Here is a 24,037-nt window from a genome sequence, read left to right as displayed (position 1 = left end):
CGTCCGAGCGGTGTTCCTAGAGTGAGGGGATGACGCACACCGCCCACCCCCTCGATGACCCCGCCGCCGACCCGTTCGAGGTCGCCGCCACCGCCGCCGCCGACATCGCCCGCCTCAGCGGCGTCGCAACGCACGACATCGCGGTGACGCTCGGGAGCGGATGGGGCAAGGCCGCCGACCTCCTCGGTGAGACGGTCGCGACGATCCCCGCCACCGAGGTGACAGGCTTCAGCAAGCCCGCGCTCGAGGGTCACGTCGGCACGCTGCGCAGCATCCTGACCCCGACCGGAAAGCGCGTGCTCGTCATCGGCGCGCGCACGCACTTCTACGAGGGGCACGGCACCCGCCGCGTCGTGCACAGCGTACGCACCGCTGCCGCCACCGGAGCCCGCATCATGGTGCTCACCAACGGCGCCGGCGGGATCCGAGAGGCCTGGACTCCCGGGCAGCCGGTGCTCGTCAGCGACCACATCAACCTCACGGCGGCCTCGCCGCTCGAGGGCGCGACGTTCATCGATCTCACCGACCTCTACTCGCGACGCCTGCGCGATCTCGCCCGCACGATCGACCCGACCCTCGACGAGGGCGTCTACTGCCAGTTCCGCGGGCCGCAGTACGAGACGCCCGCCGAGGTGCAGATGGCCAAGGCGATCGGCGGCCACATCGTCGGCATGTCGACAGCCCTCGAGGCGATCGCGGCCCGCCAGGCTGGCATGGAGATCCTCGGGATGTCTCTCATCACCAACCTCGCCGCGGGCATCCAGACCAGCCCGCTCAGCCACGCCGAGGTCATCGAGGCGGGCCAGCTCGCCGAGCCGGTCATCTCCGCGCTCCTGGCCCGTGTGATCGAGGCGATGTGAGCGACGACGACCTTCTCGTCCGCGCCCGCGCCTGGGTCGCGCAGGATCCGGACCCCCTCACCGCCGCCGAGCTCGATGCGCTCATCGCGGGGGCCGCGGCATCCGATCACGCCTCTGTGCTCGCCCTGCGCGAGCGGTTCTCGGGACGCCTCGCCTTCGGCACCGCAGGGCTGCGCGGAGAGCTCGGCGCGGGCCCGCAGCGCATGAACCGGGTGCTCGTCGCGCAGGCCGCAACCGGCCTCGCGCGGTACCTCGCGGCCTCGGCCCGGCCCGGCCACACCCCGACCGTCGTGATCGGCTACGACGGTCGGCGCAACTCCGATGTGTTCGCCCGCGACTCGGCCGAGCTCATCGCCGGTCAGGGTCTGCACGCGATCCTCCTCCCCCGCCTGCTGCCGACCCCCGTGCTCGCCTTCGCCGTGCGCCACCTCGGCGCCGACGCCGGCGTGATGGTGACGGCCAGCCACAATCCGCCGAACGACAACGGCTACAAGGTCTACCTCGGCGGCGCCGACGACGGCGCGCAGATCGTGCCGCCGAGCGACGCCGAGATCGCGGCGCAGATCACCCGGGTCGCCGATGACGAGCGCGTCGACGCGCTGCCCCGCTCCCAGGACTACGAGATCGCCGACGAGGCGGTCGTGGCCGCCTACGTCGCCGCCACGGCGGCCGTCGCGCCCGCCCCCGCCGGCGCCGCCGGCCTGCGGTGGGTCTACACGGCACTGCACGGAGTCGGCTGGGAGACGACAGCCGCGATCCTGCGCACGGCCGGCTACCCGCTGCCGGTCACGGTCGACGAGCAGCTCCACCCCGACGGCGCCTTCCCGACGGTGGCGTTCCCCAACCCCGAGGAGCCGGGAGCGATGGACCTCGCCTTCGCGACGGCGCGCACCGCCGGCGCGGAGCTCGTCATCGCGAACGACCCCGACGCCGACAGGCTCGCGGTCGCGATCCCGGATGCCGCCGCCCCCGGCGGCTGGCGCCGCCTGACCGGCAACGAGACGGGTCTGCTGCTGGGGCTGCGCGCCGCACGGCTCGCCGCCGCCCACCCGGTCGCGGGTGCGTCACTGGCGTGCTCACTGGTGTCGTCGCCGGCGCTCTCGACGATCGCGGAGCGCCATGGCCTCGGCTTCCACGCGACCCTCACCGGGTTCAAGTGGATCTCCCGCGCGCCCGGCATCGTCTACGGGTTCGAGGAGGCCCTCGGCTATCTCGTGAACCCCGAGACGGTGCGAGACAAGGACGGCATCTCGGCCGCCGTGGCGATCCTCGGCCTGGTTGCAGAGGCCCGCGAACGCGGCGCCACCCTCTCCGACCTGCTCGCCGAGCTCGCCGAGGAGGTCGGCCACGTCGCGAGCGGTCAGGTCTCGGTGCGGGTCGACGACCTCGCCGTGATCCCCCGCCTCATGGGGTCGCTGCGAGAGGCTCCCCCGACCGAGGTCGGCGGGTTCGCCGTCGAGCGTGTCGACGACCTCGCGACGGGTCACGGAGACCTCCCCCCCGGCGACGTGCTGCGCTACTGGCTCGAGGGAGAGACCCGACTGATCGTGCGCCCGTCGGGCACCGAGCCGAAGCTCAAGCTCTACCTCGACGTGCGCGGCGACAGCGCCTCCGACGCCGACGCGCGGCTCGAACGACTGCGGGACGGGGCCCGCCGTCTGCTGTCCGATCGGAGCTGACCCACACGTCCCGCCGCCCGGCGCCCCTAGGCTCGGGGCATGGAGTTCGCCGCACCGCTCGTCCTCGCCAACGACTGGGTCCGCCTGGAGCCGCTGACGGCCGCACATGCAGCGCGGCTCCGCGCCGCGGCATCCGGTCTCGACCACGCCTGGTACACGAGCGTGCCGACGAGCGACGCCGCCGTCGATGCCGACATCGCGATGCGCGAGGGCCTTCATGCCGCCGGCGGCATGAATCCGTGGGTCGTCGTGCGCGAGAGCGACGGCGAGGTCGTCGGCGAAACGACGTTCTGCAACATCGACCAGGAGAACCGTCGAGTCGAGATCGGACACACCTGGCTCGGACTCTCCGCCCAGCGCAGCGCCGTGAACACGGCCGCGAAGCGCCTGCTGCTCGCCCACGCCTTCGAGACCTGCGATGCCGTCGCGGTCGAGCTGCGCACCCACTGGCACAATCGGCAGTCACGGGCCGCCATCGAGCGGCTCGGCGCGAAGCTCGACGGCGTGCTGCGCAGCCACCGCATCATGCCCGACGGCTCACTGCGGGACACCGTGGTCTACTCGATCCTCGCGCACGAGTGGCCCGCGGTGCGGCGCGGGCTCGACGAGAGGCTCATCCGGGCCTGACGCGGGATCGGCGGATCAGCCGTCGATGACGGCGACGAGCTCGTCGAGGAACGACGGCAGACTCGTCGCGCGGCGCACGATGCGTTGCGCCGATTCGCGCTCGTTGAACACCTCGACGAACTGCTCGAAGACCGTCTGGAACGCCGCACGGTCGTTCTCCGAGAAGGCGACGAGCGCCACCACCTGCACGCGGGCGTCGCCCCACGGGATCGACGGGTCGGCGATGCCGACGGCGATCGCCGTGTGGGCCGCGGTCATCCCGATCGCGTGCGGCACCGCGAGCGCGTCGGTGAAGGCGGTCGACGACATCCCCTCGCGCGCGACCGCGCGCTCGAGGTAGGCGTCGTCGATGACGCCGGCGTCCCGCAGCAGCCCGCCGAGGAGGCGGATGGTGCCCTCCTCGCCGAGCGTCGGATCGATGCCGTGCACGAACGCGTCGGGGCGGAAGTAGCTCTCGAGCTCGATGCGCAGCTTCGCGAGGCGACGCGTGCGTCGCGCTCGCACCGCGACGACCTGGATGCGGTCGACGTCGGCAGGCGTGAGGAAGGGCTGGATGCGCACGACGCGCTCGGGCTGCACCGGCGCCCCCGGGGGCGCGTCGATCGTCGTGAGCACGAGGTCGGTGTCGATGTCGGCCCAGTCGGGGTCGACGCGCGTCTCGACCCGCACGACCTCGATCGACTGGCCGAGCGAGCGGGCGACGCTCGAGCGCAGCAGCTCGTGCAGCTCGTAGTACCCCGGGCAGATGATCGTCGCGGTGAGCCGTTCGTCCGATCGGCGGCTGCGCTCGAGCTGGCCGCCCACGTGCATCGCGATGTAGGCGATCTCGTCGTCGTGCAGCGGGATGTTCAGTCGCTGCGACAGCTCACTGGCGATGAAGACCGCGACCTCGAAGATCATCGGATAGGTCGACTTCAACGATCGGGTCAGCGGGTTGCGCGACCACGCCTTGTCCCGCGCCCGCAGCCGCAGGTTCTGCACATGGAGGGCGAGCCGCAACACGAAGTCCTCGTCGTGGATCTCCACCAGGAACTCGGATGCCGCGGCCCCGACCGCCTCCCGCACGGCTCCCTCCACCTCGGGGTCGAGGGGCGCCCGCGTCTCGTCGGCGATGCCCGGCGCGACGACCCGCGTGAGCACGACGGAGGCGAGGTGGCGGCTGTCGGCCGGCCCGAGGTCGACGCCGAGATGCTCTCGGGCGAGCGTCTCGATCGCGTTCGCGACCCGCAGCTGCGCCGCGACCGGCTCGGGGAGCCCCTCCGCGTCGAGGCCGCGCTGGCGTGCGACGCGGTCGGCCGCGATCGCGACGTGGGTGAGCACGTCGCTCATCCCGTACTCGTTGACGTAATAGCCGAAATCGACCAGCTGTGCCACGAGCGCCGCCTTGAACGGCGCGAGCGACGGGAGCACCGCGGACTGCTCGCCGAGCGCACGCCGGAGCGCCGCGGTGTCGTAGGCACCGGCATCCATCTCGTCATGGACGAGCCGGCTGAGCAGCCGCCGCTGCGCCATCTCGGTGCCGCGCAGGCGCACCTGTGCGCCCTGGCGGTCGAGGATGAGCTCGGTGCCACCCAGCAGGCTGCGCACCCGCGCGAGATCGGACTCGACCGTCGCGGCGCTCACGAACATCTCGTCGGCGACGGCGTACACGTCGAGGCCGTCGGGGGCGTCGAGCAGCCTCGTCACGAGGGTGTGGAGGCGATCCCGGGGCGACCCGCCGTCACCGGGAGAGGTCTGCAGGGCGGCGCCCGCCTCGACGCCGGCGCGGTAGCCCTGCGGCCCCGACTCGACAGCCTGGCCGCCGGAGACACGACCGTTCACGCTCGTGACATAGGAGCGCACCGACCGGGCCGTCACGCCCAGCTGATCGGCGAGGGTCGCCGCCGTCACCCATCCGCCGTCGCGAAGGAGCAGGCCGAGAAGCCGGTCCTGCTTGGCACGCGTCACGTGATCCCTCCGATACGCCGATTCCCCTATTCCATCACGCGACCGCGACGTTTCCGCGGGGGGCGGAAACAGGTCTGGTTGCCCGCGCTCTCGGGGAATTCTCAAGATAGACCCAGGAGGCGGATCGATGAGGATCCTGGCGACGTGCGCCGCCGGTACGACCGGCACAGGCGAAGCACAGCAGCTGCGTCACGCAGCGCACGACGCGAGGGCACGCACCGAACCGTGGAGACGCACTCGAACCGTCACGTCGCTCGTGCCGGAACGGATGCCGCTCCCCGCTCCGAGACCGCACCATCCGTCCGTCGCACCCGGCCTCGCGCCGTGCGCGGACGGCCGCAACGAGAGAAGCACTATGACAGTCGCCACCCGCACCGTGCGCATCGGATCCGCCCACGGTCTGCACGCCCGCCCCGCGAAGCTCTTCGCCCAGGCGGCGAAGGACGCGGGGCTCCCCGTCACGATCGCGAAGGACGCCGGTGCGCCGGTCAACGCCGCGAGCATCCTCGGGGTGATCGCGCTCGGCATCGAGCAGGGCGACTACGTCACGCTCACCGCCGACGGCGAGGGCGCGGAGAACGTGCTCGACGACCTCGCCGACCTCCTCACGACCGACCACGACGCGGCCTGACCGGACGGAGCGCAGACATGAGCACCACGACAACCCTCCGCGGAGTCGGCATCGGCCTGGGCGTCGCCCAGGGCCCCGTCGCCCGTATGGCGGCGCCCCTCCCCGCTCCCGCCGACGCCCCCTCGACGCTCGGCCCCGATGCCGAGACCGCGCGGGTGCAGGAGGCCATCGGCGTCGTCGCCCGCGAGCTCGAGGCGCGCGGCGCCCAGGCGGGCGGCTCGGCCCGCGACGTGCTCGAGGCACAGGCCATGATGGCCGAGGACCCCACGCTCGAGGCCGAGGTCGCCACACGCATCACCGCCGGCAAGACCGCGGAGTTCGCCGTCTACGACGCGTTCGCCTCCTTCCGCGACCAGCTCACCGCGGTCGGCGGCTACCTCGGCGAGCGCGCCGCCGATCTCGACGACGTCGCCCAGCGCGTCATCGCGCGACTCCGAGGCGTCGCCGCCCCCGGGGTGCCCGAGCCCGGCCACCCCTACGTGCTCGTGGCCACCGACCTCGCCCCAGCCGACACCGCGCTCCTCGACCTCGACCAGGTGCTCGCGCTCGTCACGAGCGAGGGCGGCCCGACCTCCCACACCGCGATCCTCGCCCGCGAGAAGGGCATCGTCGCCGTCGTCGGCACCGCCGGCGCCCTCGACCTCGCCGACGGCGACACCGTGATCGTCGACGCCGCTGCGGGCGTGATCACCGTGTCGCCCTCGGAGGACGAGCGTGCGGCGGCTCAGCGCCGCGCGGACGCGCGGTCGGCCGCGGCATCCGCGCCGCTCACCCCGGGTGCGCTCGCCGACGGCACCGCTGTGCCGCTGCTCGCCAACCTCGGCAGCCCGGACGGCGCCGCTGAGGCCGTGGCCCTCGGGGCGGAAGGCGTGGGGCTGTTCCGCACCGAGTTCCTCTTCCTGAGCTCGAACACCGCCCCCACGGTCGCCCAGCAGCGCACCTCGTACGAAAAGCTCTTCCGCGCGTTCGCCGGCAAGAAGGTCGTCGTGCGTGTGCTCGACGCCGGTGCCGACAAGCCGCTGCCGTTCCTCAACGACGCCCACGAGGAGAACCCGGCGCTGGGCCTGCGGGGCCTGCGCGCCCTCCGGGCCAGCGAGGACATCCTGCGCGAGCAGCTCACCGCCCTCGCGGAGGCCAACGCCGCGGCGGCCGCCGACGGCGAGGCCGCGGATCTGTGGGTCATGGCGCCGATGGTCGCGACCGTCGAGGAGACCGAATACTTCGTCGCCCTCGCCCGCGAGTACGACGTGAAGACCGCGGGAGTCATGGTCGAGGTGCCGTCGGCGGCCCTCCTCGCCGACAGGGTGCTCGCGCAGGCCGACTTCGCCTCGATCGGCACCAACGACCTCACCCAGTACACCCTTGCCGCGGACCGGCTCCTCGGCTCGGTCGCGTCGTTCCAGGACCCCTGGCACCCTGCGGTGCTCCGCCTCATCCAGTCGGTCGGCGCCGCGGGCGCAGCCCTCGGCAAGCCGGTCGGCATCTGCGGCGAGGCCGCCGCCGACCCGCTGCTGGCGGTCGTGCTCGTCGGCCTCGGCGCGACGTCCCTGTCCATGGCTCCCACAGCGCTCGCCGACGTGCGTCAGAGCCTGCTCTCCCACTCGCTCGACGACGCCCGACGCGTCGCCGAGGCAGCACTTGCCGCGAATGACGCGGCAACGGCGCGTGCGGCCGCCCGGGCCGCCGCTTCCTAGAAAAGGAAAGAAACATGACAACGACGGCAACGTCGCCCGCGCTGTCGGGAGGTAAGAAGGCCCAGATCGCCGTGCAGCGATTCGGTACCTTCCTCTCCGGCATGATCATGCCGAACATCGCGGCCTTCATCGCGTGGGGCTTCATCACGGCACTGTTCATCGCCACCGGCTGGCTCGGCTTCTGGCACCCGGTCGCCGACATCCTCGGCGGCTTCGGTGACGCGAGCCAGATCAACTGGGCTCACGCCATGACCGCGCTCTCGCAGACGAAGGACGGCAACGTCATCCCCGTGTTCGTCGGCCTCGTGGGCCCGATGATCACCTACCTTCTCCCGCTCCTCATCGCGAACACCGGTGGCCGCATGGTCTACGGCGAGCGCGGTGGTGTGGTCGCCGCCATCGCGACCGTCGGTGTCATCGTCGGCACGACGATCCCGATGTTCCTCGGCGCCATGGTCATGGGCCCGCTGGCGGCGCTGCTGACCAAGTGGATGGACCGCATCTGGGAAGGCAAGATCAAGGCGGGCTTCGAGATGCTCGTCAACAACTTCTCGGCCGGCATCCTCGGCATGCTGCTCGCGATCGTCGGCTTCTTCGGGTTCGGCCCGATCATGACCGCCGTCTCGAACGCCCTGGGCGCCGTCGTGGACTTCCTGGTCTCCGCGGGCCTGCTCCCGCTGCTGTCGATCCTGGTCGAGCCCGCCAAGGTGCTGTTCCTGAACAACGCCGTCAACCACGGTGTGTTCACCCCGATCGGCACCCAGCAGGCCCTCGAGACCGGCCGTTCGATCCTGTTCCTCGTCGAGGCGAACCCCGGCCCCGGCCTCGGAATCCTGGTCGCCTTCGCGTTCTTCGGTGTCGGCGCCGCCCGCGCTTCCGCCCCCGGCGCGATCGTCATCCAGTTCCTCGGTGGCATCCACGAGATCTACTTCCCGTACGTGCTCATGAAGCCGATCATCATCGTCGCGGCCATCGCCGGCGGCATGACCGGTGTGGCGACCAACGCGGTGTTCGGTTCCGGCCTTCGCGCTCCCGCATCGCCCGGATCGATCTTCGCGGTGCTGTTGCAGACCTCCGGCGACAGCAACTTCGGTCCCGGCTGGGGCTACGTGGGCGTCATCCTGTCGGTGATCCTCGCCGCAACGGTCTCGTTCCTGCTCTCCTCGCTGTTCCTCCTGCGCACGCGTAAGCGTGACCTCGAGCTCGGCGAGTCGGGCGACCTCAGCGCCGCGATCTCTGCGACCGAGGCCAACAAGGGCAAGTCCTCGAGCACCCTCGCGGGCCTGCGCACCTCGTCGGAGGCCGGCACCACCGCCGTCGCCACCAAGCCGATCTCCACGATCGTGTTCGCCTGCGACGCCGGAATGGGGTCGTCCGCGATGGGTGCGAGCGTGTTGCGCAACAAGATCAAGAAGGCCGGTATCGAGGGCGTCACGGTGACCAACCAGGCCATCGCCAACCTCGACGGGTCGGCCGACCTGGTCGTCACGCAGAACCAGCTCACCGACCGCGCCCGGTCGGCGTCGCCGAACTCGCTCCACGTGTCGGTCGACAACTTCATGAACTCGCCGCGATACGACGAGGTCGTCGACCTCGTGGCCTCGCAGCACCAGGACGGTGTACAGGGTTGAGTTCGTCGCGGGGCGGGCGGAGCGATCCGCCCGCCCCGCACTCTTTGTGGAAGGAAGAAACATGACCGGAGAGATCCTGACCCTCGGACAGGTGCGCATCCACGCGGGTGCCGCCACGCGCCTCGAGGCGCAGCGGGAGGCCGCCGACATCCTCGAGGCCGCGGGCGCCGTCACCGGCGCCTACTACGACGCGATGCTCGCCCGCGAGGCGACCGTGTCGACCTACATGGGCAATGAGCTGGCGATCCCGCACGGCACCAACGAGGCCAAGAGCGAGATCCTCGCCTCGGCCCTCTCGGTCGTGCGCTACGACGGCGGCGTCGACTGGGACGGGGAGCCGGTGACGTTCGTGATCGGCATCGCCGGTCGCGGCGATGAGCACCTCGAGATCCTCTCCCAGATCGCGATCCTGTTCTCCGACGAGGACGAGGTCGCAGCCCTCAAGGCCGCCGCGACGCCCGAGGAGCTCTTCGCCCGCCTTGCCACGGTGAACGCCTGATGAAGGCCGTCCATTTCGGCGCCGGCAACATCGGTCGCGGCTTCGTGGGCCTGCTGCTGCACGAGGGCGGCTACGAGGTCGTGTTCTCGGATGTCGCAGCCCCCCTCGTCGACGCGATCAACGCCGAGACGAGCTACACCGTGCACGCCGTCGGAGACGGCGGCGGTGACACCGTCGTGACCGGCTTCCGCGCGGTCAACAGCCAGCTGGACCCGCAGGCGGTCGTCGACGAGCTCGCGACCGCGGATGTCGCCACCACAGCGGTCGGTCCCAACATCCTGCGCTTCATCGCCCCGGTGATCTACGCCGGGCTCGTGGCGCGCTCTGCCGAGCTGCCTCCCCTCGCCGTCATGGCGTGCGAGAACGCGATCCGCGCGACCGACACCCTGCGCGACGAGATCGCCGCCCTCGCCGGCGCCGGCTGGCCTGCGGTCGCGGCGAAGGCCGTGTTCGCGAACACCGCGGTCGACCGCATCGTGCCCGGGCAGCCCGAGGGCCAGCACGGGGTGGATGTCACGGTGGAGCCGTTCTTCGAGTGGGCGATCGAGCAGGGTCCGTTCGCGGGAGCAGTGCCGTCGATCCCCGGTGCGCACTTCGTCGACGACCTCACGCCGTACATCGAGCGCAAGCTCTTCACGGTGAACACGGGTCACGCCTCGACCGCCTACTTCGGCGCCCGCGCCGGCATCGAGCGCATCTCCGACGCCCTCGCCGATCCCGAGATCCTCGCGGCGGTGCGCTCGACGCTCGAGGAGACGTCGGCGGTGCTCATCGCCCGTCACGGCTTCACGGCCGAGGAGCTCGCCGATTACCGCGCGACGATCCTGCGCCGGTTCCAGAACCCCGAGCTTCCCGACACCGTATGGCGTGTGGGTCGTCAGCCGCTGCGCAAGCTCTCCCGCCACGAGCGGTTCGTCGGCCCGGCGGCCGACGCCGCCGAACGGGGCCTGTCGGTCGCGGCGCTCCTCGGCACCGTCGGCGCCGCGCTCGCCTTCGAGACCGCCGACGACCCGGAAGCCGTCGAGCTGCAGGAGCTGCTGCGCACGACCGAGGCCACGGCGCTCGTCACCCGCGTCACGGGCATCGAGGCGGGGCATCCGCTCTTCGACGGCCTCGTGGCCGCCGTCACGACCCGGCAGGCAGACCTGGCCTGACCGCACCGACCGAGGGCGGCGCCGCGAACCCGATCGTGGTGCCGCCCTCGACCATGTCGGGGCTCAGCGGTCGAAGCCCTCGGAGATGAGGTCGATGAGTTCCTCGCGCTCCTCCACCGGCAGGAACGCGCCGCCCGCGGCGTTGAGCTGGAAGCTCTCGAGGTCGTCGAGGTCGTACTCGAACGTCTCGGCGAGCAGGGCCAGCTCGCGGGTGAGGGACGTACGGCTCATCGTGCGGTTGTCGACGTTCACCGTGACGGCGAAGCCGAGCTGGTAGAGCAGGTCGAAGGGGTGGTCCTCGAGCTCGCTGCCCCACGCCGCGAACGCGCCGGTGTGCACGTTCGAGGTCGGCGAGAGCTCGAGCGGGATCTCCCGGTCGCGCACCCAGCGCGCCAGGTCGCCGAATTCGACGAGCACCTGCTCGCCCTTGCGCGAGACGACGTCGAGGTCCTCGGCGATGCGCACGCCGTGTCCGAGCCGCAGCGCGCGACCGTCGACGAGGGCGGAGCGGATCGACTCCAGGCCGGCGGCCTCGCCGGCGTGCACCGTGACGGGGAAGAACTCGCCCGCCAGGTACTCGAACGCCTCGCGGTGCCGAGACGGCAGGAAGCCGTCCTCGGGCCCGGCGATGTCGAAGCCGACCGCACCCGCCTCGCGGAACGCGACCGCGAGCTTCGCGATCTCCAGCGACCGGTCGTTCTGGCGCATCGCGGTGATGAGCTGTCCGACGCGGATGTCGTGGCCTGCCTCCGCCGCGTCGTCCTCGCCCTGCTCGATGCCCTCCTGCACGGCCTCGACGGCCTCTTCGAGCGTCAGCCCACCGCGCAGGTGCTGCTCGGGCGCCCAGCGCACCTCCGCGTACACGACGCCGTCGTCGACGAGATCCTCGACGAACTCACGGGCGACGCGGGTCAGCTGGTCGCGGGTCTGCATGACCCCGGTCGTCAGCTCGAAACGCTGCAGGTACTCGACGAGCGAGCGATCGGGCCGCACCGCCGAGAACCACTCCGCGAGCTCGTCGGCGTCCCCGGTGGGCAGGGCGATGCCCGCTTCCTCGGCGAGCTCGATCACCGTGTCGGGGCGCACCCCGCCGTCGAGGTGGTCGTGCAGCGACACCTTCGGAAGGGACCGGATCGACACGCCCTCGAGGCGGGCGTCGTCGTGCTGGTCGATAGGCATCGGGTCTCCTTCTGATCGGATGTCGCGGCTCCCCCACCGATCATTCTGACGGGTCAGGCGGAGATCCGCTCCCTCACGATCGCCGCGCGGGCCGGCGCAGCATCCGAGATCTCGTAGGCGCCGTCGAGAGCGGCGAGCGCGCGCTCGAAACGGGCGTCGTCGTCGGCCGACAGGGTGAAGAGCGGGTCGCCGGCGCGCACGGCGTCGCCCGGCTTGGCGTGCAGGTCGATGCCGGCCGCGTGGATCACCGGATCCTCGGCGCGGGCGCGTCCGGCTCCCAGGCGCCACGCGGCGATGCCGAACGGCAGGGCCTCCAGCCGAGACACCACCCCGTCGCGCGCGGCGGTGACGGTGTGCGTCTCGCGGGCGACCGGCAGGGATGCGTCGGGGTCACCGCCCTGCGCGACGATCATGCGCCGCCAGGCGTCCATCGCGGCGCCGCCGGCGAGCGCGCCCTCGACGTCGGCGTCGGGCAGCCCGGCGAGCGCGAGCATCTCCCGGGCGAGGGCGATCGTGAGCTCGACGACGTCGGCGGGACCGCCGCCGGCGAGCACCTCGACCGACTCGCGCACCTCGTTGGCGTTGCCGATGGCGAGGCCGAGGGGCGTGTTCATGTCGGTGAGGAGCGCCGTGGTCGCCACCCCGGAGTCGGTGCCGAGGGCGACCATCGTGCGGGCGAGCTCGCGCGCACGATCGATGTCCTGCATGAACGCGCCCGAGCCGAACTTCACGTCGAGTACGAGGGCGGCCGTGCCCTCGGCGATCTTCTTCGACATGATGCTCGAGGCGATCAGCGGGATGGCCTCGACGGTGCCGGTCACGTCGCGTAGCGCGTAGAGCTTCTTGTCGGCGGGGGCGAGCCCGGAGCCGGCGGCGCAGATGACAGCGCCGACGCCGGCGAGCTGCGCGGTGAGCTCCTCGTTCGACAGCGCCGCGCGCCATCCGGGGATCGACTCGAGCTTGTCGAGCGTGCCGCCCGTGTGCCCGAGCCCACGGCCCGAGAGCTGGGGCACGGCGACGCCGAACGAGGCGACGAGAGGAGCCAGCGGCAGGGTGATCTTGTCGCCCACCCCGCCCGTGGAGTGCTTGTCGACGGTGGTCTTGCCGAGGCCGTCGAAGCTCATCCGCTCCCCCGACGCGATCATCGCGTCGGTCATCACACGGATCTCGTCGCGCTCCATGCCGCGCAGCAGCACCGCCATCGCGAACGACGCCATCTGGGCGTCGGACACGTAGCCGCGCGTGTATGCGTCGACCATCCAGCGCAGCGCGTCCTCGGGCACGGCGCCGCCGTCACGCTTCGTGCGGATCACATCGACCGCGTCGAACGGCTCCACGCTCACTGGGCGTACTCCTCGAGCTCGCGGGGACCGAAGGCATCCGGAAGCACCTGCTCGATCGTGCGGACACCCGACACGGTCTCGAGCAGCATCCCGGGCGCCGAGAACTCGAACAGCAGCTGGCGGCAGCGCCCGCACGGCATGAGCGTCGCGCCGTGACCGTCGACGCAGGTGAACGCCACCAGTCGTCCGCCACCGGTCATGTTCAGGTTCGAGACCAGACCGCACTCTGCACACAGGCCCACGCCGTACGACGCGTTCTCCACGTTGCATCCCGACACGATGCGACCGTCGTCGGTGAGGGCCGCCGCCCCCACGGGGAAGTTCGAGTACGGCGCATACGCGCGGCGCATCGCGTCGTTCGCGGCGACGCGCAGGGCGTCCCAGTCGATGTCGGGCATGGCTGACCTCCGTGGTGTGGGGTGCGAGGGGTGATGAACCGGATGCCGCGGGTCGCGGCATCCGCTCATCAGCCCTTGATGTACGGCTTGCCGGCCGCCGCAGGCCCCCGGATCTGACCGGCGAAACCGGCGACCGCGAGGATCGTGACGACGTAGGGCAGCATGAGCATGAACTCGCTGGGAATCGGGGTCTTCAGCACGGTCAGCAGATTCTGCAGGTTGGTGGCGAAGCCGAACAGCAGCCCCGCGAGCGCGGCGCGCACCGGGTCCCAGCGTCCGAAGATCACCGCGGCGAGGGCGATGAAGCCGAGGCCGGCGGTCATCTCCTTCGTGAAGTGCGGCACCGAGACGAGCGTGAAGTAGGCGCCTCCGATACCGGCGATCGCACCCGCCAGCGAGACGTTCCAGAAGCGCAGCGTGTTGACCCTGATGCCGACCGTGTCGGCCGCCTGCGGGTGCTCACCGACCGCTCGCAGGCGCAGGCCCCAGCGCGTGCGGTACAGACCCCATGCGACGAGGATCACGGCCGCGTACATGAGGTAGACGATGAACGGCTGATCGAACAGCACCGGACCGAGCACCGGGATGTCGCCGAGCACCGGGATCTTCCACCGCGAGAACGTCACGGGACTGTTCAGTGCCGCTTCGTTGTTGGCGAGCACGACGCCGTAGAGGAAGCTCGTCAGACCCGTGACCAGCACGTTGAGCACGACGCCGACGATGACCTGGTCGACGAGGTACTTGATGCTGAAGGCGGCCAGCACGAACGACACCAGCACACCACCCACCATGGCGCCCAGGAGCCCGATGAAGGGGTTCTGCGTGATGCTGCCGATGACGGCCGCCGCGAACGCGCCGAGCAGGAACTGCCCTTCGATCGCGACGTTCACGACGCCGACCCGTTCGCCGATCACACCGCCGAGGGCGCCGAACACGAGCGGCACCGAGAGCGACATCGCACCGAAGAGCAGGCCCGTGACGGGAACGAGACCGCCCGCGGCCGACCAGGTGAGGAAGGCGAACACGGCCAGGATCGCGTAGACGATCGGCACGGCCAGGTTCGATCGGCGGTAGGCCGCGGCATCCAGCCAGGTCCAGACCGTGAGGAGCGCGAGGATCGCCACCGTGATCCACGCCGTCGGCGCCGACGGTACGGCGACGTCGCCGAGGGCGATGACCGCTGCGTCGTCGCTCAGCCGGAAGACGCTCTGCCCGTCGCGCGGCGCGAACAGGAACAGGGCGGCGAGACCGACCGTGACGATCGTGAGGGTGACCGGGAGCTTGATGCGGCGTACCCGCACCACGAGGTGGGGCACCGCGGATGCCGCGAGGGTTGCGACGCTCATCGAGCCACCGCCTTCTTCGCCAGGCGGGCTTTCGCCCGCGCGGAACGCTCGGCCTCGTCCTTCGGGAGGAAGAAGATCGTGCGCACGAGCGGCGGCGCCGCGATGAACAGGACGATGAGCGACTGCACGACGAGCACGATGTCGACGGGGATGCCCTCGCTCGCCTGCATGGTGAACGATCCGGACTTCAGCGCACCGAACAGGATGCCGGCGGCGAAAGTGCCCCACGCCGAGCTGCGCCCCAGCAGCGCGACGGTGATCGCATCGAAGCCGATGCCGGCGTCGATGCCGCCGTCGAACCCGCTCGTGACCGTTCCCATGATCTGGTTCATGCCGGCAAGTCCCGCCAGCGCGCCCGCGAACAGCATCGCGTAGACGTAGACGCGCTTGACGTTGATGCCCGCAGCGCGGGCTGCGTGAGGGTTCTCGCCGACGGCCCGCATGCGGAAGCCGAGGCTCGAGCGCTCGATGAGCCACCACACGAAGATCGTCGCGATGATGACCACCACGAAGCCCCAGTCGAGGCGCGGGAACTGCTCGCCGAACAGCGCCGGGAACTGCGCCGTCTCTGGCGTCGGCGCCGAGATCGGCTGGTTGGTGCCCGGCTTCTGCAGCAGGCCGGGGGTGCGCACCAGCCACGACACCAGGTAGTAGGCGACGTAGTTGAGCATGATCGTGAGGATGACCTCATGGGCGCCGGTGCGCGCCTTGAGGAGCCCGACGATGCCGCCCCAGATCGCACCTCCGGCGATGCCCGCGAGGAGCGTCACGGGGATGTGGATCCACATCGGCAGGTTCAGGTTGAAGGCGACCAGCGCCGCGGTCGCCGCGGCGATCAGCATCTGACCGCGCGCGCCGATGTTGAACAGGCCGACCCGGAACGCGAGTGCGACGCCGAGCGCCGCCGCGATCAGCGGTGTCGCGAACCCGAGTGTGTTGGTCAGCGGGCGGATGGCCGCCTCGAAGGTCGGCGCGGTCGCGTTGAAGATCGACCCGCGGAACATCGCGTCGTACGCGCCGTAGATCGAGGTCCACAGCGCGACGAACGTGTCGCCGGGCCGGGCGAAGAAGTAGCCGGCCGCGGCCTGCACCTTCGGGTCGGTGACGGCGATGAGGATGCCGCCGATGAGCATCGCGAGGACGACCGCCAGGATCGTGGTGACGACGCTCCCCCGCAGGATCTCGCGGATGAGCTGGTTCGAGCGGGGCGGCGGCGGCACGGCGGCGCCCGCGACCAGTGCCGCGGGGCCGTCGGCGGTCACCGCGTGGCCGGTGAGGGGACCGGATGCCGCGGGCAGCTGCTCGCCGCCGGCGTCGGGGGTGGTGCTCCCGGGGGTGTTGTCGTTCACGCCGCTGCCTCCCCGGCCATCATGAGTCCGAGCACGTCGCGGGGCGTGTCCCCCGGGACGATGCCGACGATCGCGCCGCGGTACATGACCGCGATCCGGTCGGCGAGGGCGGTGACCTCGTCGAGCTCGGTCGAGACGACGATCACCGGGATGCCGGCGTCGCGCGTGTCGATGATGCGCTTGTGGATGAATTCGATCGAGCCGACGTCGACGCCGCGGGTGGGCTGCGAGGCGAGGAAGAGCTTGAGCTCGCGGTTGAGCTCGCGCGCGATGACGACCTTCTGCTGGTTGCCGCCCGACAGCGCGCCGGCGCGCGTCTGGGGTCCCTGGGTGCGGATGTCGAACTCGGCGATCCGGTCGCGGGCGAATCGATCGAGCGCTCCGCGGCGAATGGTCCCCGCGACGCTGAACGCGGCATCCGCAGAGCGATCGAGGATGAGGTTCTCGGCGACCGAGAACGAGCCGACCAGACCGTCGTGCGTGCGGTCCTCGGGCACGAACCCGACACCTTCGTCGAGGATGCCGCGCACACTCTTGCCGACGAGCTCCACCGAGCCCAGCCGCACCGACCCGGTGACGCGCGCCTGGAGGCCGACGATGGCTTCGGACAGTTCGGTCTGGCCGTTGCCCTGCACACCGGCGATCGCCAGCACCTCACCGGGGCGCACGTCGAAGCTGACGTCGTCGACGACGACGACGCCCGCGGGGTCGATGACGCGCAGGTCGCGCACGGCGAGCCCGCCCTCACCGGGGGTCGCCGCATCCTTCTGCACGCGCAGCTCGACGGCACGACCCACCATCATCGACGCCAGCTCGGCGTTCGACGCGGTGGGGCTCGCCTCGCCGACGACGGTGCCGAGGCGCACCACGGTGATGCGGTCGGCGACCTCGCGCACCTCGCGCAGCTTGTGGGTGATGAACACGATCGAGGTGCCCTCGTCGCGCAGCTGGCGCATGATCGCCATGAGCTCGTCCGTCTCCTGCGGGGTGAGCACAGCTGTCGGCTCGTCGAACACGAGCACGCGCGCGTTTCGGGAGAGCGCCTTGATGATCTCGACGCGCTGCTGCACGCCGACGGGGAGGTCCTCGACGCGGGCATCGGGATCGACGTCGAACCCGAACCGGTCGGCGATCTCGCGCACCCGCGCTCGCGCCTTCGCGAGGTCGAGCGTGCCGAGACCCTTGGTCTCTTCATGGCCGAGCATGACGTTCTCGGCGACCGTGAAGACGGGGATGAGCATGAAGTGCTGGTGCACCATGCCGATACCGGCGCGCATCGCGTCGCCGGGACCGCGGAAGTGCTGCACCTCGTCATCGAGGAGGATCTCGCCCTCGTCGGCCTGGTACAGGCCGTACAGCACGTTCATGAGCGTGGACTTGCCGGCGCCGTTCTCCCCCAGGAGAGCGTGGATCTCGCCCGCCTCGACCGTGAGGTCGATGTGGTTGTTGGCGACGAGTGCTCCGAACCGCTTCGTGATGCCACGGAGTTCGAGCTTCATATCTGCACCTTATCGATCGAGGTGTCGTGGACAACGGACTGCGGCCGGGGGCGCTGACGCGTCCCCGGCCGCAGCTGGGTGATCAGATCACTTGGGCGAGCTGGGCGACGTCACCGTGAGGGTGCCGGCGATGATCTCGCTCTGGAGCTTCGCGAGCTCGTCGGTCAGACCGGCCGGGAGCTTGCTCGTGAAGTCGTGGAAGTCGGCGAGACCGACACCACCGTTGGCGAGCGTGCCCACGTACGGGGTCGGGTCGTACTTGCCCGCGGCCGCCGCGATCACCGTGTCGCGCACGGCGTTGTCGACGTGCTTGGTGATCGAGGTGAGCAGCACCGAGGCGACCGAGGGGTCGGCGACGGCGAGGTCGGAGTCGACACCGAGCATGACGGTGTTCTTGCCCGACTCCTTGATCGCCTGAGCGGCGCTCTGGTAGATCGGTCCGCCGACGGGGAGGATGACGTCGACACCCTGGTCGAGGATGCTCTTCGCGGTCTGCTTCGCGGTGTCGTTCGCCTCGAAGCCGCCGGTGAAGACGCCCTTCTGCGAGGCGACGTCCCAGCCGAACGTCTGGACGTTCGCGCCCTTGTCGGTGTTGTACTTCTGCACGCCGTCGATGAAGCCGTCCATGAAGATCGTCACCGGCGGGATCTGCATGCCGCCGAAGGTGCCGACCTTGTTCACGCCGTCCTGCGCCGACCACGCCGCGGCGGCGTAGCCGCCGAGGTAGCCCGCCTCGACCGTGTTGAACAGCAGCGGCTTGATGTTGGGGGCATCCGTCTTGCCGTCGTTGTTGAGGTCGGCGCTGTCGTCGACGATCGCGTACTGCAGGTTCGGGTTCGCGAGGGCGGACTTCACGGTGTCGGCGGCCAGGTTGAAGCCGACCGAGACGATCAGCGTGCAGTTCGCGGCGACGAGGCTCTCGAGGTTGGGCGCGTAGTCGTTCGCGGAGCTCGACTGCACCTCGACCGGGGTGACGCCCAGGGTCGCGGCAGCCTCGTCGAGACCCTTCTTGGCGTACTCGTTGAACGACTTGTCGTTCCAGCCGCCCGCGTCGGAGACGATGCACGGCTTGAAGCCCGCGACAGCGGGAGCGGTGGTGGTGCTGGTGGCCGTCGGCGCGGATCCGCAGCCGGCGAGAGCCACGAGAAGCCCGGCGGCGGTGGCTGCGCCGGCGATCTTCTTGGTGGTTGAGATGGTCACTCGTTCCTCCATAATCGGTACCCCGCGGATGTCGCGGGGAGTCGGGACGAGTCGAAGTTACCTATCGCGTCGGGCGAATTGTTGTCCTGACCAACACCTGGTACGGAATGGTTACAAACACTTAACAGAACGCCGCGAAATGCTCATGCGCACCATCGGGCCGCGCTGGGACCGCTCGGTCAGAGCACGTCGCCCTGACCGCTGAGCTTGAGGGCGTCGACGATCCCCTTCACCTTCTGCGCGTGCTCGCTCGTGGTCACCAGCAGCGCGTCCTCGGTGTCGACGACCACGATGTCCTGCACGCCGATGACGCTGATGACCCGAGAGGTCTGCGAGACGACGATCCCGCTCGACGTGTCGGCGAGGATGCGGGCGTTCTCCCCCAGAATCGCGAGCTCGTTCTTGCGGCCGCTGCTGTTGAGCTTGGCGAGGCTGGCGAAATCGCCCACGTCGTCCCAGTCGAAATGGCCGGGCACGACGGCGAGTCGCCCCTTCGCGGCGGCGGGCTCGGCGACCACGTAGTCGATCGCGATCTTCTTCAGGCGCGGCCAGATGCGGTCGACGGCGGGGCCTCGACGATCACGGTCGTCCCACGCCTCCGCGAGCTCGATGAGTCCGGCGTGCAGCTCGGGCTCGTTCGCCTCGATCTCGGCGAGGAGCACGTCGGCGCGGGAGATGAACATGCCCGCGTTCCAGAGGTAGCCGCGATCGGCGAAGTAGCCGCGCGCGGTCTCCGCGTCGGGCTTCTCGACGAACGCGTCGACCAGCGCCGCCTCCGGAGCACCGGCGACGGTCAGCATCTGACCCTTGCGGATGTACCCGAAACCGACCGACGGCTCGGTCGGCTGGATGCCGATCGTGCACACATATCCCTCGCGCGCGACGGCGACGGCCTGCTCCACGGCCCAGCTGAACACCGGGAGCACCTTGATGACGTGGTCGGCCGCGAACGATCCGATGATGACGTCGGGCTCCCGACGCACGAGGATGGCGGCAGCGAGCCCGATGGCGGCGGTCGAGTCGCGTGGTTCCGACTCGAGGATGACGTTGCGGTCGAGCACGCCGGGAAGCTCGGCCTCCACCGCCGCGCGATGCGCACGCCCGGTGACGACGGCGATGCGGTCGTGTCCGGCGAGCGGCTCGAGACGGTTCCAGGTGTCGCGGAGCAGGGTGTGCCCCGACCCGGTCAGGTCGTGGAGGAACTTGGGTGCGTCGGCACGCGACAGCGGCCAGAGACGTGATCCCACTCCTCCGGCGGGGATGACGGCGTAGAAGTCGGGGATCGGCTCGGTCATGGCCACAGAGTAGCGGTGTCGGATGACGCTCCCGTTTATCTCGATATCAAGACAGTTAGGTCTGCCTAACGCGAACCGATGCACATGCTCGGCATAGGATGAGACCCAGCGCCCGAGTGACGCCAGGGGGCTCTGCCTCCGGGGGCAACGTCTGCCCCGACCGTGTTCGAACAGGGAGGACCGTCGTGTCTGCACCAGCGCGTGTCACGCCGCAGATCTCGGAAACCACATCGAAAGTCCCGCGCGGAACGCTGTACCGCGGACACGAGGGCATGTGGTCGTGGGTACTGCACCGGATCACCGGCGTCTCGATCTTCTTCTTCCTGCTGGTGCACATCCTCGACACCGCGCTCATCCGGGTCTCCCCCGATGCGTACAACGCGGTGATCGGCACCTACAAGAACCAGGTCATGGGCGTCGGCGAGACGATCCTGGTCGCCGCGATCACCTACCACGCGTTCAACGGCCTGCGCATCATCCTGGTCGACGCCTGGTCGAAGGGCGCCAGGTACCAGCGTCAGCTGTGGTGGGTCGTGCTGGTGATCTGGCTGATCACGATGCTCGGCTTCGCGCCCATCCACCTCATGAACGTCTTCTCGGCGACGGGAGGGGGGCACTGATGACCGCCATCGCCGACCCGCGCGCCCCGCACACCGCGCCGCGCCGCACGGGCCTCAACCTCGAGAAGTGGGGCTGGATCTACATGCGCGTCTCGGGCGTGCTGCTGATCGTGCTCATCTTCGGCCACCTGTTCGTGAACCTCCTCACGGGCGAAGGCATCCACCAGATCGACTTCGCGTTCGTCGGCGGGAAGCTCTCCTCGCCGTTCTGGCAGTGGTGGGACGTGCTGATGCTGTGGCTGGCCCTCATCCACGGCGCCAACGGCATGCGCACAGTGACCAACGACTACGTCACCCACAACGGCGTGCGACGCACGCTCATCTGGGCGATCTGGCTCGTCGCGGCCTTCCTCATCCTCCTCGGCACGCTCGTCGTCTTCACGTTCGACCCGTGCCCGGCCGGCGCCGCCGCCAACCTTCTCCCCGACTTCTGCAGCGCTTCCTGAGCCTCACCGATTGCGATCATGACGACTGACACCGCCTCCGACACCGCGCCCGTCCTGAAGGACGGGGTCTACTACCACCAGTTCGACATCGTCATCGTGGGCGCCGGTGGCGCCGGCATGCGCGCGGCGATCGAGGCCGGTCCGGGCGCCCGCACGGCGGTCATCTCGAAGCTCTACCCGACGCGCTCCCACACGGGTGCGGCGCAGGGCGGCATGGCGGCGGCGCTCGCCAACGTCGAAGAGGACTCGTGGGAATGGCACACCTTCGACACCGTGAAGGGCGGCGACTACCTCGTCGACCAGGATGCGGCCGAGATCCTCGCGAAGGAGGCCATCGACGCCGTCATCGACCTCGAGAACATGGGCCTGCCGTTCAACCGCACGCCCGAGGGCAAGATCGATCAGCGCCGGTTCGGCGGTCACACCGCCGACCACGGCAAGACCCCTGTGCGCCGCGCCTGCTACGCAGCCGACCGCACGGGCCACATGATCCTGCAGACGCTGTTCCAGAACTGCGTGAAGCTCGGCATCAACTTCTTCAACGAGTTCTACGTGCTCGACCTCGTCACGGTGAAGGATGCCGACGGCTCGACGAAGGTCGCAGGCGTCGTCGCCTACGAGCTCGCCACGGGCGATCTGCACGTGTTCCAGTCGAAGGCCGTGATCTTCGCGACCGGCGGCTTCGGCAAGATCTTCAAGACCACCTCCAACGCCCACACCCTCACGGGCGACGGCGTCGGCATCATCTGGCGCAAGGGCCTGCCGCTGGAGGACATGGAGTTCTTCCAGTTCCACCCGACCGGCCTCGCCGGCCTCGGCATCCTTCTCACCGAGGGCGCCCGCGGTGAAGGAGCCATCCTCCGCAACGTGTCGGGTGAGCGCTTCATGGAGCGCTACGCCCCGACGATCAAGGACCTCGCGCCGCGCGACATCGTCAGCCGCTGCATGGTGCAGGAGGTCGCGGAGGGTCGAGGCGCCGGTCCTCACCGCGACTACGTGCTGCTGGACTGCACGCACCTCGGCGCCGAGGTGCTCGAGACGAAGCTCCCCGACATCACCGAGTTCGCCCGCACCTACCTGGGTGTCGACCCGGTCGTCGAGCCCGTTCCCGTGATGCCGACCGCGCACTACGCGATGGGCGGCATCCCGACGAACAACAACGCCGAGGTGCTCAGCGACAACACGACCGTGGTGCCGGGCCTCTACGCCGCCGGCGAGTGCGCGTGCGTGTCGGTGCACGGCTCGAACCGCCTCGGCACCAACTCGCTGCTCGACATCAACGTGTTCGGCAAGCGCGCCGGCCGCAATGCCGTCGAGTACGTCAAGACCGCCGATTTCGTCGCCCTCCCCGAGGACCCCGCGAAGGAGGTGCGCGAGCTCATCGAGGGCCTGCGCACGAACGAGGGCACCGAGCGCATCGCGGTGCTGCGCAAGACGCTGCAGGACGAGATGGACCGCAAGGCGCAGGTGTTCCGCACCGACGAGTCGCTCGGCGAGGTGCTGGAGGTCATCGAGGAGCTGCGCGAGCGCTTCAAGAACGTGCACGTCGACGACAAGGGCAAGCGGTACAACACCGACCTGCTCGAGGCCGTCGAGCTCGGATTCCTCCTCGACATCGCCGAGGTCGTCGTCGTCACCGCGAAGAACCGCAAGGAGAGCCGCGGCGGTCACATGCGCGACGACTTCCCGAAGCGCGACGACGAGAACTACATGCAGCACACGATGGCCTACCTCTCGGGCGACCCGCACTCGTCGAGCCCGGAGGACCACATCGCGCTCGGCTGGAAGCCGGTCGTCTTCACGAAGAACGAGGCCGGCGAGTTGCGTTATCCCCCGCTGGAGAGGAAGTACTGATGTCCACCGCTCTCGTCGATCCCGACGCCGTCGCGAACCTCGAAGAGGCGGACGACACCGGCATCCAGGCGTTCCTGGTCACCTTCATCGTGCGTCGATTCAATCCTGAGGTCGACGAAGAGCCGCGCTGGGTGGACTACGACGTCGAGGTCTACTCGACCGACCGCGTCCTCGACGCGCTCCACAAGATCAAGTGGGAGGTCGACGGCTCGCTGAGCTTCCGCCGCTCGTGCGCCCACGGCATCTGCGGTTCGGACGCGATGCGCATCAACGGCCGCAACCGCCTCGCCTGCAAGACCCTGATCAAGGACCTCGACATCTCGAAGCCGATCTACGTCGAGGCGATCAAGGGCCTGCCGCTGGAGAAGGACCTCATCGTCGACATGGAGCCGTTCTTCGCCTCCTACCGCGAGGTGCAGCCGTTCCTCATCTCCAACTCGGTCCCCGAGAAGGGCAAGGAGCGCGTGCAGTCGATCGTCGACCGCGAGCGCTTCGACGACACCACGAAGTGCATCCTGTGCGCTGCGTGCACCTCGTCCTGCCCGGTGTTCTGGACCGACGGTCAGTACTTCGGCCCGGCCGCGATCGTGAACGCGCACCGCTTCATCTTCGACTCGCGCGACGACGCGGCCGACGTGCGCCTCGACATCCTCAACGACAAGGAAGGCGTGTGGCGCTGCCGCACCACCTTCAACTGCACCGAGGCGTGCCCCCGCGGCATCCAGGTCACGCAGGCGATCGCCGAGGTCAAGCAGGCGGTTCTGCGCGGCAAGCCGTGAGGTGATG

At 70.0% G+C, this 24,037-nt stretch carries 21 protein-coding genes; 12 read left to right on the top strand and 9 right to left on the bottom strand.

Annotation, left to right across the window (positions count from 1 at the left end; translation table 11 throughout):
- Positions 1-29: 29 nt before the first annotated feature.
- The 3 genes from RR49_RS11555 to RR49_RS11545 are packed head-to-tail and all read left to right on the top strand — an operon-like array spanning position 30 to position 3,166.
- Complete coding sequence (locus tag RR49_RS11555) at positions 30-860, top strand: purine-nucleoside phosphorylase (protein ID WP_045248248.1); 831 nt, start codon at positions 30-32, stop codon at positions 858-860.
- Positions 857-2,539: a phospho-sugar mutase gene (locus tag RR49_RS11550; protein WP_045248247.1), complete on the top strand. Its 1,683-nt coding sequence runs from the start codon at positions 857-859 to the stop codon at positions 2,537-2,539. Before RR49_RS11555 ends, RR49_RS11550 begins: the two co-directional genes overlap by 4 nt.
- A gap of 39 nt (positions 2,540-2,578) precedes the next feature.
- Entirely contained in the window at positions 2,579-3,166 is a 588-nt protein-coding gene (locus RR49_RS11545; protein WP_045248246.1) for a GNAT family N-acetyltransferase, read from the top strand.
- 15 nt (positions 3,167-3,181) lie between these two features.
- Here RR49_RS11545 and RR49_RS11540 read toward each other — a convergent pair whose 3' ends face one another.
- Entirely contained in the window at positions 3,182-5,113 is a 1,932-nt protein-coding gene (locus RR49_RS11540) for a BglG family transcription antiterminator (protein WP_045248245.1), read from the bottom strand.
- 355 nt (positions 5,114-5,468) lie between these two features.
- Between RR49_RS11540 and RR49_RS11535 the strand changes: the two genes are divergently transcribed.
- The 5 genes from RR49_RS11535 (at position 5,469) to RR49_RS11515 (ending at position 10,722) form a co-directional block, all read left to right on the top strand.
- Positions 5,469-5,744, top strand: coding sequence for an HPr family phosphocarrier protein (locus RR49_RS11535; protein ID WP_045248244.1), 276 nt, complete (start codon positions 5,469-5,471; stop codon positions 5,742-5,744).
- Between the two features lie 17 nt (positions 5,745-5,761).
- The gene (gene ptsP, locus RR49_RS11530) at positions 5,762-7,438 is read left to right on the top strand and encodes a phosphoenolpyruvate--protein phosphotransferase (protein ID WP_045248243.1); all 1,677 of its coding nucleotides are present in this window, start codon (positions 5,762-5,764) and stop codon (positions 7,436-7,438) included.
- Positions 7,439-7,452: 14 nt separating this feature from the next.
- Complete coding sequence (locus RR49_RS11525; RefSeq protein WP_045248242.1) at positions 7,453-9,069, top strand: PTS mannitol transporter subunit IIBC; 1,617 nt, start codon at positions 7,453-7,455, stop codon at positions 9,067-9,069.
- 61 nt (positions 9,070-9,130) lie between these two features.
- Complete coding sequence (locus RR49_RS11520; protein WP_045248241.1) at positions 9,131-9,568, top strand: PTS mannitol transporter subunit IIA; 438 nt, start codon at positions 9,131-9,133, stop codon at positions 9,566-9,568.
- Complete coding sequence (locus RR49_RS11515; RefSeq protein WP_045248240.1) at positions 9,568-10,722, top strand: mannitol-1-phosphate 5-dehydrogenase; 1,155 nt, start codon at positions 9,568-9,570, stop codon at positions 10,720-10,722. The genes RR49_RS11520 and RR49_RS11515 overlap by 1 nt, the downstream gene beginning before the upstream one ends.
- Positions 10,723-10,785: 63 nt before the next feature.
- On the opposite strand, the gene RR49_RS11510 is transcribed toward RR49_RS11515, so the two are convergent.
- From RR49_RS11510 to RR49_RS11475, 8 genes are all read right to left on the bottom strand, one after another.
- A complete protein-coding gene (locus RR49_RS11510; RefSeq protein ID WP_045248239.1) occupies positions 10,786-11,901 on the bottom strand; it encodes an adenosine deaminase in 1,116 nt (371 codons plus the stop codon).
- Positions 11,902-11,954: 53 nt separating this feature from the next.
- The gene (locus RR49_RS11505; RefSeq protein ID WP_045248238.1) at positions 11,955-13,244 is read right to left on the bottom strand and encodes a thymidine phosphorylase; all 1,290 of its coding nucleotides are present in this window, start codon (positions 13,242-13,244) and stop codon (positions 11,955-11,957) included.
- On the bottom strand, positions 13,241-13,642 hold the full coding sequence (locus RR49_RS11500; protein ID WP_045248237.1) for a cytidine deaminase: 402 nt from the start codon (positions 13,640-13,642) through the stop codon (positions 13,241-13,243). Before RR49_RS11500 ends, RR49_RS11505 begins: the two co-directional genes overlap by 4 nt.
- 68 nt (positions 13,643-13,710) lie before the next feature.
- A complete protein-coding gene (locus RR49_RS11495) occupies positions 13,711-14,988 on the bottom strand; it encodes an ABC transporter permease (protein WP_045248236.1) in 1,278 nt (425 codons plus the stop codon).
- Positions 14,985-16,337 (bottom strand): ABC transporter permease, encoded by a 1,353-nt coding sequence (locus RR49_RS11490; RefSeq protein WP_048808897.1) that lies wholly within the window; start codon positions 16,335-16,337, stop codon positions 14,985-14,987. Before RR49_RS11490 ends, RR49_RS11495 begins: the two co-directional genes overlap by 4 nt.
- Positions 16,334-17,836, bottom strand: coding sequence for an ABC transporter ATP-binding protein (locus tag RR49_RS11485; protein WP_045248235.1), 1,503 nt, complete (start codon positions 17,834-17,836; stop codon positions 16,334-16,336). Before RR49_RS11485 ends, RR49_RS11490 begins: the two co-directional genes overlap by 4 nt.
- Positions 17,837-17,923: 87 nt before the next feature.
- Positions 17,924-19,036, bottom strand: coding sequence for a BMP family lipoprotein (locus tag RR49_RS11480; protein WP_045248234.1), 1,113 nt, complete (start codon positions 19,034-19,036; stop codon positions 17,924-17,926).
- Positions 19,037-19,215: 179 nt separating this feature from the next.
- Positions 19,216-20,331: a mannose-1-phosphate guanylyltransferase gene (locus RR49_RS11475; RefSeq protein ID WP_045248233.1), complete on the bottom strand. Its 1,116-nt coding sequence runs from the start codon at positions 20,329-20,331 to the stop codon at positions 19,216-19,218.
- A 185-nt stretch (positions 20,332-20,516) separates the two neighbouring features.
- Between RR49_RS11475 and sdhC the strand changes: the two genes are divergently transcribed.
- Genes sdhC through RR49_RS11455 form a run of 4 tightly spaced genes read left to right on the top strand, consistent with a single transcriptional unit; the run spans position 20,517 to position 24,030 of the window.
- Positions 20,517-20,951: a succinate dehydrogenase, cytochrome b556 subunit gene (gene sdhC, locus RR49_RS11470; RefSeq protein WP_048808896.1), complete on the top strand. Its 435-nt coding sequence runs from the start codon at positions 20,517-20,519 to the stop codon at positions 20,949-20,951.
- Complete coding sequence (gene sdhD, locus RR49_RS11465) at positions 20,951-21,397, top strand: succinate dehydrogenase, hydrophobic membrane anchor protein (RefSeq protein ID WP_045248231.1); 447 nt, start codon at positions 20,951-20,953, stop codon at positions 21,395-21,397. Before sdhC ends, sdhD begins: the two co-directional genes overlap by 1 nt.
- An 18-nt stretch (positions 21,398-21,415) precedes the next feature.
- Positions 21,416-23,251 carry a succinate dehydrogenase flavoprotein subunit gene (gene sdhA, locus RR49_RS11460; protein WP_045248230.1) on the top strand — a complete coding sequence of 612 codons (1,836 nt, stop codon included), beginning with the start codon at positions 21,416-21,418 and terminating at the stop codon, positions 23,249-23,251.
- Complete coding sequence (locus RR49_RS11455) at positions 23,251-24,030, top strand: succinate dehydrogenase iron-sulfur subunit (RefSeq protein WP_045248229.1); 780 nt, start codon at positions 23,251-23,253, stop codon at positions 24,028-24,030. Before sdhA ends, RR49_RS11455 begins: the two co-directional genes overlap by 1 nt.
- Positions 24,031-24,037: the final 7 nt, after the last annotated feature.

The sequence above is a fragment of the Microbacterium ginsengisoli genome (genome assembly GCF_000956535.1).
GTDB classification, from domain to species: Bacteria; Actinomycetota; Actinomycetes; order Actinomycetales; family Microbacteriaceae; genus Microbacterium; species Microbacterium ginsengisoli.
Note: the sequence above shows the minus strand (reverse complement) of the source record. Positions and strands in the feature narration are given on the sequence as shown.